We start from the raw sequence: 16,085 nt of genomic DNA, 5'->3' as shown, positions 1-16,085 counted from the left end.
TTTCTCCTTAGTTTTTTGCTGTTTTTTCGATTATTTCACGGCAAGTTATGCAGTATTTTGCATGTGGTTTTACCTTTAGTCGCGGTATGCTGATCTCCTCCTCACACATATCACAAATTCCATAAGTTTTATTTGCTATCTTCTCTAGTGCTTCATCTATCTCTGATAGCTCCGCTCTTTGTTGCGTCGAGATGGAATGCTCTATTAGCTGGTCTGTATTAACTGAAGCTATATCAAACTCATCGCTTACACCACTATCTCTTAAGCCATTTACTTCAACAGATGAATCATAGATATTTTTTTTGATCTGTAATTTTCTTTCTTCAAGTAATTTTTTAAAAAAATTTAGCTCAGTTTGTGTCATTTATATTCCTTTATTTGTGATATGGGTGGTTTGCATTTATGCAAAGTGCTCTAAAAATTTGCTCAAAAAGTACAAGCTTGGCAACCTTATGCGCCATCGTCATCTTACTCAAACTTATGATTTTTTGCGCTTTATTCTTTAAATTTTGGCTAAGGCCATAAGCTCCACCTATGAAAAAGTTAATTTGTGAATTTGAGTTTAAAATTTGTGCAAATTCTTGGCTATCAAGTTGCAAGCCATTTTCATCAAGCATTACGCAAAAGCCTTTTAAATTTGGCTCATAAATTTCATCATAGGCTCTTAATGCTTCGCTTTTTCCAGTGCTTTGAGCTTTTGCTATTTTTTCATTGAAAAAGACTTTATCGTTTATCTTGGCAAATTTTGCACTCATTTTTATATATTCTTGTATCTCGTTTTCAAAGTTATCACGTGATGATTTTTGAATGCTAAAAACTGAAATTTCCAAATTTAGCCTTTGGTTTTTAGCTTTAGTTCAAAGTTGTTTTCACTCTCGTCTTGTTTATCTTTTTGATGTATTGTCTTGTTATTTGTGAGAAATTTAACCATATCGCTTATATATTTTTTATGTTCGCTTCTTGGCACAATAGCATCGATTAAGCCATGTTCTAACAAAAACTCAGCCCTTTGAAAGCCCTCTGGGAGATCAGCACCTATGGTTTGTTTGATGACCCTTTGGCCAGCAAAGCCTATTAATGCGCCAGGTTCAGCGATTATTAGATCTCCAAGCCAAGCAAAAGAGGCACTAACGCCACCCATTGTCGGATCAGTAAGTATTGAGATATAAGGCAGCTTTGCTTCATCAAGTAGTTTTAAAGCGGCTGATGTCTTTGACATTTGCATCAAAGAGAATGTACTCTCTTGCATTCTAGCTCCACCTGAAGCACTCACTATGACTAAAGCTTGGCGTTTTTCTATTGCTCGTTTTATCGCTCTTACGATCTTTTCACCCTCAACTGAAGCTAGCGAACCACCCATGAAGCCAAAGTCAAAAACAACTAGCTGGATCTCTTGCCCGTCGCATTTACCTTCGCCACATATCACTGAGCTTGTGCGTCCTGTTTTTTCTTTATTTTCTGTGATTCTTTTTTTGTATGATTTTTTATCAACAAAATTTAATGGATCTACTGGTTTTAAATTCGCGTCAAATTCTACAAAGCTATCTTCGTCACAGATCAAATTTATACGATCGGTAGCTTTTAATCTCATATGATAGCCGCATTTTGGGCATACATTAAAACAAGCTTCAACTTCTTTGTAGTACATCAGTGAGTGACAATTATCGCATTTTACCCAGTGCGTAGGTGCTTCTTCTGGACGAGGTTGAGCTTTTCTTATCTTTGAAAAAATGTCTGAGAAATTCATCTTTTTACCCACTTATATTAAAAATTGTGGGATTATATCTAATGTTAGCCTTGCTTTTTCTTATATGACTTAAAGTTTGTTTATTTGTAGAGGTTTGAAGGGGTAAGTTAGCCCCTTCAAAGTATCTTATTAGAAGCGTCTTCCGATAGTAAATTCGAATGTATTTGTATCATCACCCTCTTTAGGTTTAAGAGCTTTTGCGAAGATTAGTTGAAGTGGTCCGATAGGTGTTATCCACTCTATACCTGTACCAACTGATGATCTTTTTATCTCATTTAGGCTATTCTCACCGATCATGCCGTAGTCATAAAATAAAACGCCACGCATTTTGACACGATCTATTATAGGGAAGCTTATTTCAGCTGAGTTATTAAATGAAGTTTCGCCGCCGTATTCGTAGTAATCGCCATTATATTTTACCTTTGGAGATACGGTTCTGCTCTCGTAACCACGTAAGCTTCTTATGCCGCCAAGGTAAAGTCTTTCGTTGATTGGAGTATAACCTCTTTCCCAAATTTTACCAAAGCTTGCTTTATATCTTAAGATAAGATCGTAGTCGATGTATTCTCTAAGGCCTAGATAGTAGTTAAAATTTGTGCGGTTTTTAACAAAGTCTATATCGCCACCAAGTCCAGCTATCTCAAATGATGTGCTAGCTATAATGCCACGTCTTGGCAAGTAATAATCGTCGGTGCTATTATATGTTAAAGCCGGAGTTATAGCGCTTTTTATAGCTTTACCTTCTCTATAAATTTCTTTTTTTGTTTTTGTGTTGATATCTCTTAGTTCATCATCTTTTAAGGTAATTTTGCTTTGCTCAATGTTGTAAGTAAGCGATGCGCTTAAATTTCTAGTTAGTTTTCTACCTAGTGTTGTGCTAAAGCCATAACTTCTCTCTTTATATGTTCTCCAGTCATAGTCATTTGCGTAAAGTGTTCCACCAAGGCTATACTCTGAGTCAAAAATTCTTGGGTTTGTAAGACTTATCTGACCTGAAAGCTCTCTGTCACTTTTATCAACACTTACTTGTCCTTGAAGGCCAGAGCCAAAGATATTTGTGTCAGAAAGTGCCGCGTTTAGTAGTAGTCCGTCACTGCTACCGTATCCGATACCACCGCTTATTGAGCCAGTTGAGGCTTCTTTTACTTTTACTTTTAGATCAACTGTATTTTTATCAACTGGATCTTCTTCTATCTCAACGTCATCAAAGTAGCTTGTTCTTTTTAGTGCATCTTTTGAGTCTTGAAGGTCGGTTCTACTATATAAATTTCCTTCAGTTAGATAAAGTTCACGTCTTACAACGCGGTCAACAGTTCTATCATTTCCTGAAATTTGAACATTTCTTATATATACTTTTTCACCAGGATCTACTTCATAATCAATATCGACAGTTTTATTTTCATCAAATTTATCAGTCTTTGGATAGACTTTTACAAACGCATAACCTTTATCAGCAACCATATCATCGAGCTTTTTCATATCTTGGCGAAGTCTTGCTGAGTTCATCGTATCACCAGCCTCAAGCCTAAAGTCATCTATGATCTTTTTAGTATCAAGCTCTAGCTCTTCAGGTGCTGTAATACTTACATTTGAAACCTTATAAGGCTCACCCTCATGAACATAATAAGTAAGATCAGCCGTGTAATTATCAAACGATGAATTTAAATAAGGTGACGAAATAGTCGCGTCTAAATAGCCTTTTTGGAAATATTTGTCTTGTATTCTTGCTGGATCATTTTCAAGCTCGAAAAGTTTAACTTTACCATCATTTCTGCCCCAAAGCCAGCCCATAAATTCTCTACTTTTATTTGCAACTACTGGCTCAATGTCGTCATAATCAAACTCTTTTGCACCAACTAAATTTACATTTTTGATTATCATATTTTCGCCGCGGTTTATATTGAGTGTTATAAAAAGTGAGCTGTCGTTATCTGCAACTGGTTGTTTTTCTACGTCTACAACGGTATCAAAATATCCCTTCGACTCATAATATTGACGAATTCTCTCTTTAGTTTTTTCTATTGTAAGCTCATCGTACATATTGCCTGGTTTGATGTTGATTAGTGACTCTATGGCAGTTTTGTCATTTGTTACGACGCCTTTTAGATCGACCCTAGCAACACTTGGCTTCTCTTTTACAGCTACTAAAAGATTACCATTGCCTGTATCTTCTATATAGATATCGTCGAAATAGTTTTGTTTGTATAAATTTGTGATCGCCTTATCGCTAAGCTTTGGAGTCAAATCCTGACCGACTTTTAAGCCCATTATTTGGCTTGCCACTTCAGGCGAAAGGTGAATTAGGCCTTTAAAATTTATTGACTGGATTGTTTGTGCGCTTAGGCCACTGAAAGCTAATGCTAATAAAAATAATTTCTTTTTCATTAAATTTAACCTAGAGTTTTAGTATAAGTGCGTATAATATCATATTTTATTTTTAATAAATTTAAATTTTATAATTTTGAAGGTTTTTTATGAAAATAGGTATCATCGGACTTGGTCTTATGGGTGGCTCGCTTGGTCTTGCACTAAAAGATGAAAAATTAATCTCTTGTGTTAGCGGATATGATAAAGATGAAAATCACAGCAAAAAAGCGCTCGAACTTGGCTTGGTGCATGAAATTCTAAGCATCGATGAGATGAAAAAGAAGTGTGACATCATCTTTTTAGCTGTGCCAGTAGAAGCTATCGTAAGCATTGTGCAAAATTTAACCGATATTAGCGAAGATACAACTATTGTTGATTTTGGCTCAACCAAACAAAAGATCATCGAGGCTGTGCCAGAAAAAATTCGTAAAAATTTCATTCCAGCTCATCCAATGGCAGGTACCGAGTATTCTGGTCCAGAGGCTGCCTTTAAATCACTTTACACAGGAGCAACTGTTATCGTTTGTGACTTTGCTGAGAGCGCAGAAAAACACGTAAAAAGAAGCGTGGAGTTATTTTCTTGTCTTGGCATGAAGATCATTTTTATGAGTGCGAAAGAGCATGATCATCACGTGGGTCTTATTTCACATTTACCTCATGCGATTGCATTTTCGCTTGCTAGTGGGATTTTAAAAGAAGAGGATAAAAGGCACATCGTAGCACTTGGTGGACCTACATTTAAGGGCATGATACGTGTTGCAAAGAGTTCGCCTTTTATGTGGAGTGATATTTTTAAGCAAAATAAAAATAATGTTGTTGAAGCCATAAATATGTTTGAAAAAGAGCTAAATTTGTGTAAAGATCTCATAAAAGATGAACGCTGGGATGAACTTTTTGCTTGGATGAGCGACGCTAGAGCCGTAAGAGAAATTTTGTAATTAACTAAAAATTTATTGATTTACGTGTAAAATTTTGCAAATTAAATTTAAGGTAAAAATATATGTATAGACGTGGAGTTGGCGGATTTGGTATTGTTGTGCTTTTGCTAATTTTAATTTTAGCCGGTGGTTTTGGCTACGCTTTGATGTCAAAAGATTTTGAGCGAAATGAACCGATAATCGGTGTTGCTGATAAGGTTTATTGGAATCTTAGAACCCCAATGAATATCAAATTTAAAGACGATAGCGGTATAAAATTTGTACGAATTAGTATGAATGATGGGAAAAATGATCTAAATTTATTAAATCAAATCATACAAAATCCAAGTACCGAGCTTGATGTAAATTTAACCTTTCCAAAGACTGGCTTTTTTGCTCAAAAAGATACCTATGAGATGAATATCGAAGCTGTAGATACTAGCAAATGGAGCTTTTTTACTGGCAACAAAGCTAGCAAAAAGGTTGAAGTGGTGCTTGATACTTCAAAACCTGATCTTTATGTGCTTTCGCAGTCTTATTCTATCTCAAAAGGTGGTAGCGCGGTTGTGGTCTTTAGAGCAACTGATAATCAGCTAAAAGAGGTCTATGTCCAGACAAATTTTGGTAAGAAATTTAAGGCAGTGCCATTTTATAAAGAGGGCTTTTATGCAGCACTCGTTGCTTGGCCAGTTCAGGTTGAAAATTTTAGTGCTGAGGTCATTGCAAGAGACTTTGCAGGCAATGAAAGCAAGTCACATGTCAGATATTTTTACGAAAATGTAAAGTATAAAACTTCAACTATTGCATTAAACGATAGATTTTTAGATGGCAAAATAGTCGATCTAACTGATCAATATGCAAAAGATCCAAGCGCGCTTTCAAGGCTTGAGAAAATGAGATTTGTCAATGAAACGCTTAGAAATTCAAACGAAGAAAAAATAACAGCACTTACTACAAATCCTGGTGATGAGATGTTAACTGGCTTTAGTGTGACACCATTTTATCCACTAAGAAATGGTAAAAAAGTGGCTGACTTCGCCGATCACCGATACTATACATATAATAACGAGCAAGTAAGCGAATCATGGCATATGGGAATAGACTTTGCAAGTGTGGCAGCGGCTCCTATAATAGCTAGTAATGCCGGCCGTGTCGTACTTGCATCTGAAAATGGAATTTATGGATTAAATATTGTGATCGATCATGGATTTGGGCTTTATTCGCTTTATGGACACTGCTCAAGCACTAGAGTAAAAGAGGGCGATATGGTGGCAGCTGGCGATCAGATAGGCACTACTGGAACTAGTGGTCTTGCACTTGGTGATCACCTTCACTTTGGAATTTTAGTCCAAGGCGAAGAGGTAAGACCTCAACAATGGATGGATAAAAAGTGGATAAAAGACAATATCACAAGTGTCTTAGATGCTGCAAAAGCGATGATAGACAAGAACTAAAAAATTTGCAAAATTGATTTTTTAGTGCTATCATAAGCGGATTAAAAATATAAGGAAAATTCTTGAAACAAACTACTATCGCAAGACGCGTTGAGACCGTTGGTATAGGGCTTCATAAAGGTGAGCCGATAAGACTTATACTAGAACCTCTTGATGCAAATTCTGGTATTATTTTGCACCGCGAAGATCTTGGTATTAGTTTTAAAGCTGAACCTAAAAATGTTATAAATACGCAGATGGCAACCGTTGTTGGTAACGAAAAGGGCTTTATTAGTACGATCGAACACCTGATGTCAGCCATAAATGGTTATGGTATTGATAATATTAGAATCTCTGTTGATGCAAATGAAATTCCAGTGATGGATGGCAGTGCGATAAGCTTTTGTATGCTACTTGATGAGGCTGGCATAAGATATCTTGATGCTGGCAAAAAAGTAATTCTTGTCCGCCGTGAAGTTGAAGTCATTGAGGGTTCTAAATTTGTACGAACTTCACCTTCAAGAAGTCCAAAATTTGACTATACGATAAAATTTGATCATCCAGTTATTGGTGAACAAAGATATGTTTTTGATTTTAGTAAAAGCTCGTTTATAAAAAATATAGCTCGTGCTAGAACTTTTGGATTTTTGAAAGATTTACAACGTTTGCAAGCTCAAAATCTAGCCCTTGGTGCATCGCTTGATAATGCCGTGGCAATCGATGATACGCATATCCTAAATCCAGAGGGTTTGAGATTTGAAAATGAGTTTGTAAGGCATAAAATTTTAGATGCGATTGGCGATTTAAGCTTGCTTGGAGCACCTTTGTTGGGCGATTATACAGCATTTGCTGGAAGCCACGATCTAAATCACAAATTAACTCTTGCTTTGATGTCCGATGAGAAAAACTACGAGATCGCAACTCTAAATGGTGAACTTCTAAAAGAGTATCAAAAGGTATTTGCATAGAAAATATTGAAATTTTAGTTGTCTCTTTATCTACTCCGCTTTTAGTTGGAGTATATAAAGATGGCGTAAAATTTGATGAAATTACGACTGATGAACATATCAGTGAAGCTTTGATAAAAATCTTAGAAAATTTATCCTCTAAATTTAATATCACAAAAATTATCTATGCAAATACGCCAGGAAGCTTTATGGGGCTAAAGGTGGCCTATGTCATCTTAAAGACTTTCTCTTTAGCAAAGGGTTGCGAATTTTATGCGGTTAGCGGCTTTAGCTTAAATGGCAGCCAAGCGATCAGAGCAAATAAAAATTTAAGCTTTGTTTTAAAAGATGGCGAAATTTCACTTGAAAAAGTAGGGCCAGTAGGATTTAGTTTGCCTTTAAATTTAGATGAATTAAAACTAAATTCAGATACACTACCAGATTATATCATCCAAGCAGTTTAGGAGAAATTTTGAATATCTTAGTCCCTGCAACAAGTGCAAATTTGGGTCCTGGTTTCGATGCTTTGGGGCTTAGTCTGAAGCTTTTTAATAGCGTGAAAATCGAGCCAGCAAAATTTAGCTCAGTATCGATAAACGGCGAAGGCAGTGGAAGTATAAATTTAAAGAGAAATAATATATTCTTAAGCATTTTTAATGAAATTTTTTTTGAGCTAACTGGTAAAAATGAAAATTTTAGAGTCGTTTTTGAAAATAATATCCCATTTTCAAGGGGACTTGGCAGTAGCTCCGCTGTTATCGTTGGAGCCATTGCTTCAGCGTACGAAATGGCTGGCTTTAAGGCAAGTAAAGAAACAGTTTTAAATAAAGCTATCATCTATGAAACCCATCCTGATAATATCTCGCCAGCAGTTCACGGTGGATTTATCAGCGCGATCGTAAAAAATGGCAATGTTTACGCAAATAAAATAAGTTTAAGCGATGAGATAAAAGCAGTAGTTGTCATTCCAAATAAACCAATGAGTACATCCTCGTCAAGACAAATTTTACCAAAGAACTATTCGATGAAAGAATGCGTAAATAACTTATCTCATGCTGCTTTTTTAACATCTTGTTTTTATGAAAAAAAGTATGATCTTTTAAAAATAGCAAGCAAAGATTTGATGCATGAAGAGCGTAGAATGCACGCTTTAGAAGAGCTTTTTGAAGTTAGAAAAGTAGCTTATGAAAATGGTGCTTTAATGAGCACGCTTTCAGGCTCAGGCTCAAGCTTTTTAAACATCGCTTACAAAGATGATGCTAAAAATTTACAAGATATTTTAAAGAGTAAATTTAGTGATTTTAGGGTTGAGGTTTTTTCATTTGATAACGATGGATACGAAATTACGCAAAGCTAAAAACAAGTTTAAAAAGATATAATGAACAAAAATAATCCTGTAAGGACATGTGTCGCTTGTAAAATTAAAATTTCTCAGAACTTGCTAAAAAGATACCGCTTGGTAGGTAAAAATTTAGAGCATGGCAAAGGAAATGGTCGTAGCTTTTATCTGTGCGACAAATGTATACAAAAAGATATAAAAATTTTAAAAAAAATAATTGATAAACAAACTAAAGGTGCTTTTATTTGTGATGCACCGAAGTTAAAGGAGATACTCTTAAATGAGCAATGTTAGGATTTCAGAGATCGCAAACGAGCTTGGCTATCCAAGTAAAGAGATAGTAGAAAAAGCTCAAGAGTTAGGATTAAAAGTCAAAACTCACTCAAATGCAGTTAGCCTTGAAGAGGCCGAAGCTATATATGAATATGTTCAAACTGGCGTGATACCAGATAAATTTAAAAAGAAAAAGAGTGAACCTAAACCAAAAAAAGAGTCTAAAAAAGAAGTAGAAAAAGAGTCAGTAAAAAAAGAAGAAAAGCAAAAGAGTGAACCTAAAAAAGCTACTACTAAAACTGAGTCAAAGTCGGTAAAAGCTGAGCCTAAGAAAGAGGCACAAATTTTAGAAGAAAAACAAAAAATTGAGCCTAAAAAAGAAGAAATCAAAGTAGAGCAAAAACAAGTCGAAGCTCCAAGACCAAAAGAGAGCTTGGCCGATGTGACTCAAAAAAGACGTGGCCTTGTGATAGTAAAAAAGAAAAAAGATTATGAAGCGCCAATTGCTACAAAAGAAGAGAAAAAGCCTGAACCAAGCATAGCTAATATAAGCGATTTTAAAAGTATGTTTTCAGCAAATGATGAAAATTTAGCTAAGAAAAAGAAAAAAGATAAAAAAGTAGTTGTTGCAAGTAAAAAAGATAGTACTCAGAAGATGGACCTACTTGGCGGAAGTGACTTTGGTGATATCGTGTTAGAAGATGAAGATGTAGTTGTTCTTCCTGATTTTAGTTTTAAAACCCCAACACCAGCACCAGCTCAAAAGACAAAACAGCCAAATGTTATGAGAACTACGGTCAACAATACGATAAATTCATTTGGCGAAGGCGGCATTCAAAGAAGAGCTAGAAAAAAACACAAAAAGCCTGAAAATAAACAAAACAATGAAGCTGTGACATCTATAAATATTCCAAAAGAAATTCGTGTTTATGAATTTGCTGAAAAGCTAAATAAGCAGCCAAGTGAGATTATTGGTAAGCTTTTCATGCTTGGTATGATGACAACAAAGAATGACTTTTTGGATGAAGATGCAATAGAAATTTTAGCTGATGAGTTTAATGTAGAGGTTAATATCATCGATGATCAAAAAGAATTTGACTACGTAGCAGCCTATGAGGAAGAGATAAAAGACGATGAAAATCTCCAGCCAAGAGCACCAGTCATAACCATCATGGGCCACGTTGATCATGGTAAAACTTCATTGCTTGATTACATAAGAAAATCACGTGTAGCAGCAGGAGAGGCTGGTGGTATCACTCAGCATGTTGGTGCTTATATGGTAAATAAAAACGGCAAAAATATCACATTTATCGACACTCCAGGTCACGAAGCGTTTACTGCTATGCGTGCAAGAGGCGCTGGCGTGACTGACATAGTTATCATCGTAGTTGCAGCAGATGATGGCGTAAAACCACAAACAAAAGAGGCGGTCAGCCACGCAAAAGCCGCAGGCGTACCGATAATCATCGCTATAAACAAAATGGATAAAGAGTCAGCAAATCCTGACCTGGTAAAGACTGGTCTTGCTGAGCTTGATATCATGCCAACAGAGTGGGGCGGAAAGTATGAATTTGTGCCAATCTCTGCAAAAACAGGCATGGGTATAGATGATCTTTTAGAGATCGTGCTTTTACAAGCTGAGCTTTTAGAACTAAAAGCAAATCCAAAGGCAAACGCAAAAGCAACTGTTATCGAGAGCTCACTTCAAAAAGGTCGTGGTCCAGTAGCTACTATCATCGTTGAAAATGGTACGCTTCATGTTGGAGATACTGTCGTAGCTGGTGTTGCATATGGAAAGATAAGAAGCTTGCTTAATGACCAAGGTAAGCCTTTGCAAGATATAAAACCAGGCGAATGCGGTGTGATAGTAGGTCTTAGCGAGATAGCAGAGGCAGGCGAGACGCTAATAGGCGTAAAAACTGATAAAGAGGCTCGTGAATACGCGCAGAAAAAGGCTGAATATATCCGCCAAAAAGAGCTTAGTAAGAGCACGAAAGTTAGTATTGACGAGCTTAGTGCTAAGATCGCTGAGGGTGAGTTAAAGACGCTTCCAGTCATTATCAAAGCTGATGTTGGTGGTTCACTTGAAGCGCTAAAAGCAAGCCTAGAAAAACTAGCAAATGATGAGATCAGAGTAAATGTCATCCACTCTGGTGTTGGCGGCATCACACAAAGCGACGTGGCACTTGCTAGTGCGAGCGAAGACTGTATAATCCTTGGTTTTAACATAAGACCAACTGGCGAGATAAAAGAAAAGGCAAAAGAGAGCGGCGTTGAGATTAAAACTTACAACGTTATTTATAATCTAATCGACGACGTGAAGGCGATTTTAGGTGGACTAATGTCACCAATCATCAGAGAAGAGCAGCTTGGTCAAGCTCAGGTTCGCCAAGTGATCCATGTGCCAAAAGTTGGTGCTATCGCTGGATGTATTGTCACTGAGGGAACGATAAACAGAGGAGCAAAAATTCGCCTTATTAGAGAAGGCGTGGTCGTTTATGAGGGCTTAGTAAGCTCATTAAAACGCTTCAAAGATGACGTCAAAGAGGTTGCTAAAGGTTATGAATGTGGCGTTGGTATCGAAAATTTCAACGATATTAGAGAAAATGACTATATCGAAAGCTTCAAAGAAGTCAAGGAGAAAGCTACTCTATGAACGCTAACGAGATAAAGCGTATGAGAACAGAGAGTGTGCTAAAAGAGCTCATCCCAGAGGCTTTAGCTACTCTTGAAGATAGTATTTTAAAGGGGCTTTGTGTCACTGATGTCGAGTGTAAAAAGGGCAGATACGACGCCTTTGTTTATCTTGATAAGATGGCTTTTGATGAGCGTGAACAAGAGTATATTTTGGGACATTTAAAGCGAGTTTGTAGGCATTTGCAAAACCACTGCATGGCGGCTGAGGGCTGGTATAGATGCCCAAATTTTCACTTTAAATTTGACGATAGATTAGAGTATCAAAACCATATGGATAAGTTGTTTGATAAAATTTCAAAGGATTTAAACAAAAATGGATAATTTAGACAAACTAGTACGCGAATGCGGTGTAGAGCTTTACGACAGCGAGATCGCAAATGAAAATGGTAAGGCTATTTTTAGAGTTTATATCACGAAAAATGGCGGAGTGAGCCTTGACGACTGTGAAAAAGTGAGTCGATTGCTCTCGCCTATTTTTGACGTGACACCGCCAGTTAGCGGGGATTATAACCTCGAAGTTAGCTCACCTGGCCTTGAGAGAAAGCTTAGTAAGCCATCTCATTTTAAAGCGAGCGTTGGCGAGCTTGTAAAAGTTCAAACAGAGGCTGAAAAATTTGCTGGAAGGCTTGTAAAAGCGGACGAAGAGAGCATCGCAGTAGAAAACGAAGAGGGAATTTTTGAGATCAACATCAGTGAGATAAAAAAAGCAAAAACATATTTGGAGTGGTAAATGCTAAGCGACATCGAGATAACTCATCAAACAAAACTAGAACACATTAGTAAAGTTGCCGCAAGACTAGGTTTAGGCGAAGACGAGCTTGAACTTTATGGCAAATATAAGGCTAAAATTTCTCCAAGGCTTGAGCCATCAAACTCAAAGCTTATCTTGGTTACTGCGACTAATCCAACCCCATACGGTGAGGGCAAAACGACTATGTCTATCGGTCTAGCCGACGCACTAAATTCGCTTAATAAAAAGGTTTGCCTAGCACTTCGTGAGCCATCTTTGGGGCCAGTTTTTGGCATAAAGGGTGGAGCAGCAGGTGGCGGCTACTCACAGCTTGCACCGATGGAGGATCTAAATTTACACTTCACTGGAGATTTTCACGCGATAACATCAGCAAATAACCTTATCTCGGCGATGATAGACAATAGCCTCTATCAAGAAAACCCACTAAAAATAGAGAAAACTTTATGGAAGCGCTGTATGGATATGAACGACCGCGCGCTTAGATTTATCACTGTGGGTCAGGGCGGTAGAACGGATGGCGTGCCAAGAGAAGATGGCTTTAACATCACTGCAGCAAGCGAGATCATGGCTGTACTTTGTTTAGCTACGAGCTTATCAGATCTAAAAGAGCGCGTGGCAAATATCATGGTTGCCTACGATAGCGATAAAAAGCCTATCTACGTGCGTGATCTAGGCTGTCAAGACGCTGTTTGTATACTTTTAAAAGACGCGATCAAGCCAAATTTATTTCAAACGCTTGAGCACACACCTACGCTCGTGCATGGTGGTCCATTTGCAAACATCGCGCACGGCTGCAACTCAGTCATCGCAACAAAAACAGCTCTAAATTTAGCTGACTACGTCATCACTGAAGCTGGCTTTGGCTCTGAGCTTGGTGCGGAGAAATTTTTAGATATAAAATGCAGGGTTGCTGATATTAGGCCAAGCGCTGTGGTACTTGTAAGTACGATCAGATCGCTAAAATATAATGGCGAAGCAAATAAAGATGAGATTACAAAACCAGATATGAACGCTCTTAAAAAAGGTATCGAAAACCTTGGCGGGCATATTGAAAATTTAAAAGGTAAATTCGAACAAAACGTAGTTGTGGCGCTTAATAAATTCGGCTTTGACACCGATGAAGAGATAAATTTCGTAAAAGAGTACTGCCGTGAGCTTGGCGTAGAAGTGGCAGTTTGTGAGAATTTCTTAAAAGGTGGCAAAGGCGCGATTGAGCTTGCCGAGCTAGTTTTAAAAGCGTGCGACAAGCCAAGCAAGATAAATTTTACATACGAGATGAGTGACGATACGAAAACTAAAATAGAAAAGGTCGCTAAGGAAATTTATGGAGCTTGTGAGGTTGTCTTTGAAGAAGCTGCTCTTAAAAAGATTGAGATGATAAAAGAGCTAAATTTGAGCCATTTGCCAGTTTGTATCGCAAAAACTCAGTATTCATTTAGCGACGATGCGAAGCTTTTGGGTAGAGCAAAGGGCTTTACATTCAGCGTAAAAGACCTTGATATTAGAACCGGGGCTGGTTTTATCGTCGCGGTTTGCGGTAAGATCATGCTGATGCCAGGACTTCCAAAAGTGCCAGCTGCAGTAAATATGAGGATAGATGCCAACGGTAAGATCGACGGCTTATCGTAAATTTATAAAAAACACACCGGCACTTGCTAGTGTGTTTTTGTTTAAGAGGCTCGGATGAATGAAGAATTTTACATGGATCTTGCTTTAAGTGAGGCTTGGAAATTTCAGATCCTGACCTACCCAAATCCAGCTGTTGGATGCCTTATTCTTGATAAAAATGGTCAAATTTTATCTTGCAAGGCTCATGAAAAGGCTGGATATTTGCATGCTGAGCCAACGGCGATACTCTTTGCGCTTTGCAAAAAAAGTGAAAAATTTAAAGATGATTTTATAAAAGCGTATAACGATAAATTTAGCTCTAATATAAAAGAGGGCGAATTCGACCTTTTGGAGCCAAAATTTACCTATGAATTTATACTAAAAAATCACTCAAATTTACTAAAAAATGCAAAAGCTTACGTCACTCTTGAGCCTTGCTCGCATCATGGCAAAACGCCACCTTGTGCAAATTTACTAAAAGAGCTTGGCTTTAGTGAGGTCATAATTGGCAGCCATGATGAAAATAAAATAGCAAGTGGCGGTGGAAATTTACTTCAAATCGCTGGTGTGAAAGTTAAATTTGGCATTTTAAAAGAGCGCTGTGATAAGCTTCTTGAGCCATTTTTGGCATATCAAAATGGTGGCTTTAGCTTTTTAAAAATCGCAATTAGTAAAAATGGCGTAGCAAGTGGTGGCATCATCACAAATGAGCTTAGCCGCACGCACGTCCATAAACTAAGAAGCATCATAGATACACTAATAATCGGCGGCAATACAGTGCGAGTTGATCGCCCAAGGCTTGATAGCAGGCTAGTAAGCGGCGGCAAAAATCCAGATGTCATAATCTACTCAAGAAGTGATAAATTTGATAAGACGATACCGCTTTTTAGCGTGCCAGGGCGCAAAGTTGGTATTCAAAAAAAGCTTAGCTTAAAAGGACTTAGTATGTTTGAAGGTGCTGGTGAGTTTTTAAAACTTGCAAAAGATGGCAAGCTATCAAACGTAAAATGGCTACTTATCTATCAAAGCTCAAATTTTAAGGATGGTAAAAGCTTGAGCCTTGATCTAAATTTAAAGCCACTATTTAGTGGGAATTTTGGAAACGATAGCTACACTTGGTATGAAATTTTGGATTAAATATCTAGACCAAAATAGTGCTTAACTAAAAAGCCAATGCCAAATGAAATGATCGCAACACCAAAAGTTATCACACACATTTCAACCACTCTTGGCAAAAATTTAAGCTCTTTTGCCACGCTTATGTAAAAGTTGTAAGTGATGATGGCAACTAGCGCAAAGAAAAACATCGACAAAACAGCGTAAAGACTGCTTGAAAAAATAAAAAATGGAAGTATCAAAAACGCCGTTGTTATGATGTACGAACCGCCTGTATAGAGCGAATAGGTAAGCGGCTTGATCTCGTCACTTGGATTTTCTTTTGACTCAAGATATGCTGAGCCAGCCATGGAAAGAGCAGCTGCAATGCCCATGATAAGACCTGTCGCACCAACTGATTTTGTATTTGAAAAAGCTAGAGCGATGCCACTTAGCGTACCAGTTAGCTCAACTAATGCGTCATTCATACCAAGAACAATACCACCGGCATTGACTAGTTTTGTATCTTTTAGCATAGAGATTAAATTGTTTTCATGATTTACTTCTTCGTCATAAATATCTCTAGCCTCAGGATACTCATCAACGATACCAAGATAAAATTGCTCTGCGTCTTCTTCGCGTGACTCCATAAATTTTAAAGTAAAAGAGGTTCCAAAAATTTTAACGAGTATCGTATAGAAGATAACTTTGAATAAATTTGCAGTTCTACTCTCACCTGTTATCTTTTGGCAAAAAGCATAGTGTCGTTTTTCTTCAGTGATTAATTTACGAAGTATTTTTTTATTTTCTTCATTTTTTTCACTAGCTTCAAGTAACGTATAGATAGCGGTATCATCTGCTTCATTTTGTAGCTGTTTTAAAGCACGTTTTTTATCTAGCATAAATTCCCC

Annotated in this window: 16 protein-coding genes; 11 read left to right on the top strand and 5 right to left on the bottom strand. The window is 37.3% G+C overall.

The annotated features are described in order from the left end of the window. Nucleotides 1–7 precede the first annotated feature (7 nt). The 4 genes from dksA to bamA form a co-directional block, all read right to left on the bottom strand. Nucleotides 8–364, bottom strand: a complete 357-nt coding sequence (gene dksA, locus ATCC51562_RS03495) for an RNA polymerase-binding protein DksA (RefSeq protein ID WP_035167251.1) — start codon at nt 362–364, stop codon at nt 8–10. A 10-nt stretch (nt 365–374) separates the two neighbouring features. Beyond that, on the bottom strand, nt 375–830 hold the full coding sequence (locus ATCC51562_RS03490; protein ID WP_021090906.1) for a 23S rRNA (pseudouridine(1915)-N(3))-methyltransferase RlmH: 456 nt from the start codon (nt 828–830) through the stop codon (nt 375–377). A 2-nt stretch (nt 831–832) separates the two neighbouring features. Continuing rightward, a complete protein-coding gene (gene accD / locus ATCC51562_RS03485; protein WP_021090990.1) occupies nt 833–1,747 on the bottom strand; it encodes an acetyl-CoA carboxylase, carboxyltransferase subunit beta in 915 nt (304 codons plus the stop codon). A 129-nt stretch (nt 1,748–1,876) separates the two neighbouring features. Further along, nucleotides 1,877–4,132 (bottom strand): outer membrane protein assembly factor BamA, encoded by a 2,256-nt coding sequence (gene bamA, locus ATCC51562_RS03480; protein ID WP_021090988.1) that lies wholly within the window; start codon nt 4,130–4,132, stop codon nt 1,877–1,879. 89 nt (nt 4,133–4,221) lie between these two features. On the opposite strand from bamA, the gene ATCC51562_RS03475 reads away from it, so the two are divergent. From ATCC51562_RS03475 to ribD, 11 genes are all read left to right on the top strand, one after another. After that, nucleotides 4,222–5,052, top strand: a complete 831-nt coding sequence (locus ATCC51562_RS03475) for a prephenate dehydrogenase (protein WP_021090622.1) — start codon at nt 4,222–4,224, stop codon at nt 5,050–5,052. Nucleotides 5,053–5,114: 62 nt separating this feature from the next. Beyond that, entirely contained in the window at nt 5,115–6,485 is a 1,371-nt protein-coding gene (locus ATCC51562_RS03470; RefSeq protein WP_021090607.1) for a M23 family metallopeptidase, read from the top strand. 62 nt (nt 6,486–6,547) lie between these two features. After that, nucleotides 6,548–7,432 (top strand): UDP-3-O-acyl-N-acetylglucosamine deacetylase, encoded by an 885-nt coding sequence (gene lpxC, locus ATCC51562_RS03465; RefSeq protein WP_021090613.1) that lies wholly within the window; start codon nt 6,548–6,550, stop codon nt 7,430–7,432. 80 nt (nt 7,433–7,512) lie between these two features. After that, nucleotides 7,513–7,875, top strand: a complete 363-nt coding sequence (locus tag ATCC51562_RS03460) for a glycoprotease (protein WP_035167249.1) — start codon at nt 7,513–7,515, stop codon at nt 7,873–7,875. An 8-nt stretch (nt 7,876–7,883) separates the two neighbouring features. After that, nucleotides 7,884–8,768 (top strand): homoserine kinase, encoded by an 885-nt coding sequence (gene thrB / locus ATCC51562_RS03455; protein ID WP_021090627.1) that lies wholly within the window; start codon nt 7,884–7,886, stop codon nt 8,766–8,768. A gap of 21 nt (nt 8,769–8,789) precedes the next feature. Then, nucleotides 8,790–9,044, top strand: coding sequence for a hypothetical protein (locus ATCC51562_RS03450; RefSeq protein WP_035167247.1), 255 nt, complete (start codon nt 8,790–8,792; stop codon nt 9,042–9,044). Then, nucleotides 9,031–11,679: a translation initiation factor IF-2 gene (gene infB, locus ATCC51562_RS03445; RefSeq protein WP_021090601.1), complete on the top strand. Its 2,649-nt coding sequence runs from the start codon at nt 9,031–9,033 to the stop codon at nt 11,677–11,679. Before ATCC51562_RS03450 ends, infB begins: the two co-directional genes overlap by 14 nt. Beyond that, nucleotides 11,676–12,041, top strand: a complete 366-nt coding sequence (gene rbfA, locus ATCC51562_RS03440; protein WP_021090755.1) for a 30S ribosome-binding factor RbfA — start codon at nt 11,676–11,678, stop codon at nt 12,039–12,041. Before infB ends, rbfA begins: the two co-directional genes overlap by 4 nt. Next, nucleotides 12,034–12,450: a ribosome maturation factor RimP gene (rimP, locus tag ATCC51562_RS03435; protein WP_021090744.1), complete on the top strand. Its 417-nt coding sequence runs from the start codon at nt 12,034–12,036 to the stop codon at nt 12,448–12,450. The genes rbfA and rimP overlap by 8 nt, the downstream gene beginning before the upstream one ends. Beyond that, complete coding sequence (locus ATCC51562_RS03430) at nt 12,451–14,100, top strand: formate--tetrahydrofolate ligase (protein ID WP_021090946.1); 1,650 nt, start codon at nt 12,451–12,453, stop codon at nt 14,098–14,100. Between the two features lie 54 nt (nt 14,101–14,154). Beyond that, entirely contained in the window at nt 14,155–15,216 is a 1,062-nt protein-coding gene (ribD, locus tag ATCC51562_RS03425) for a bifunctional diaminohydroxyphosphoribosylaminopyrimidine deaminase/5-amino-6-(5-phosphoribosylamino)uracil reductase RibD (RefSeq protein WP_021091029.1), read from the top strand. Here the strand turns inward: ribD and ATCC51562_RS03420 are convergent. Further along, complete coding sequence (locus tag ATCC51562_RS03420; protein ID WP_021090591.1) at nt 15,213–16,076, bottom strand: VIT1/CCC1 transporter family protein; 864 nt, start codon at nt 16,074–16,076, stop codon at nt 15,213–15,215. The two genes, ribD and ATCC51562_RS03420, sit on opposite strands and share 4 nt — an antisense overlap. Nucleotides 16,077–16,085 lie beyond the last annotated feature (9 nt).

Origin of the sequence: Campylobacter concisus ATCC 51562, assembly GCF_000466745.1 — a bacterium.
GTDB lineage: Bacteria > Campylobacterota > Campylobacteria > Campylobacterales > Campylobacteraceae > Campylobacter_A > Campylobacter_A concisus_B.
The sequence above is the reverse complement of the archived record's forward strand: the minus strand, read 5'-3'. Positions and strand labels throughout refer to the sequence as shown.

What these genes read in the sequence shown, in the direction of transcription:
- bamA (WP_021090988.1), bottom strand. Translation starts at nt 4,132, where the DNA reads ATGAAAAAGAAATTATTTTTATTAGCATTAGCTTTCAGTGGCCTAAGC.
- ATCC51562_RS03475 (WP_021090622.1), top strand. Translation starts at nt 4,222, where the DNA reads ATGAAAATAGGTATCATCGGACTTGGTCTTATGGGTGGCTCGCTTGGT.
- rbfA (WP_021090755.1), top strand. Translation starts at nt 11,676, where the DNA reads ATGAACGCTAACGAGATAAAGCGTATGAGAACAGAGAGTGTGCTAAAA.
- rimP (WP_021090744.1), top strand. Translation starts at nt 12,034, where the DNA reads ATGGATAATTTAGACAAACTAGTACGCGAATGCGGTGTAGAGCTTTAC.
- ATCC51562_RS03420 (WP_021090591.1), bottom strand. Translation starts at nt 16,076, where the DNA reads ATGCTAGATAAAAAACGTGCTTTAAAACAGCTACAAAATGAAGCAGAT.
- ATCC51562_RS03470 (WP_021090607.1), top strand. Translation starts at nt 5,115, where the DNA reads ATGTATAGACGTGGAGTTGGCGGATTTGGTATTGTTGTGCTTTTGCTA.
- dksA (WP_035167251.1), bottom strand. Translation starts at nt 364, where the DNA reads ATGACACAAACTGAGCTAAATTTTTTTAAAAAATTACTTGAAGAAAGA.
- ATCC51562_RS03430 (WP_021090946.1), top strand. Translation starts at nt 12,451, where the DNA reads ATGCTAAGCGACATCGAGATAACTCATCAAACAAAACTAGAACACATT.
- ATCC51562_RS03450 (WP_035167247.1), top strand. Translation starts at nt 8,790, where the DNA reads ATGAACAAAAATAATCCTGTAAGGACATGTGTCGCTTGTAAAATTAAA.
- ribD (WP_021091029.1), top strand. Translation starts at nt 14,155, where the DNA reads ATGAATGAAGAATTTTACATGGATCTTGCTTTAAGTGAGGCTTGGAAA.
- infB (WP_021090601.1), top strand. Translation starts at nt 9,031, where the DNA reads ATGAGCAATGTTAGGATTTCAGAGATCGCAAACGAGCTTGGCTATCCA.
- accD (WP_021090990.1), bottom strand. Translation starts at nt 1,747, where the DNA reads ATGAATTTCTCAGACATTTTTTCAAAGATAAGAAAAGCTCAACCTCGT.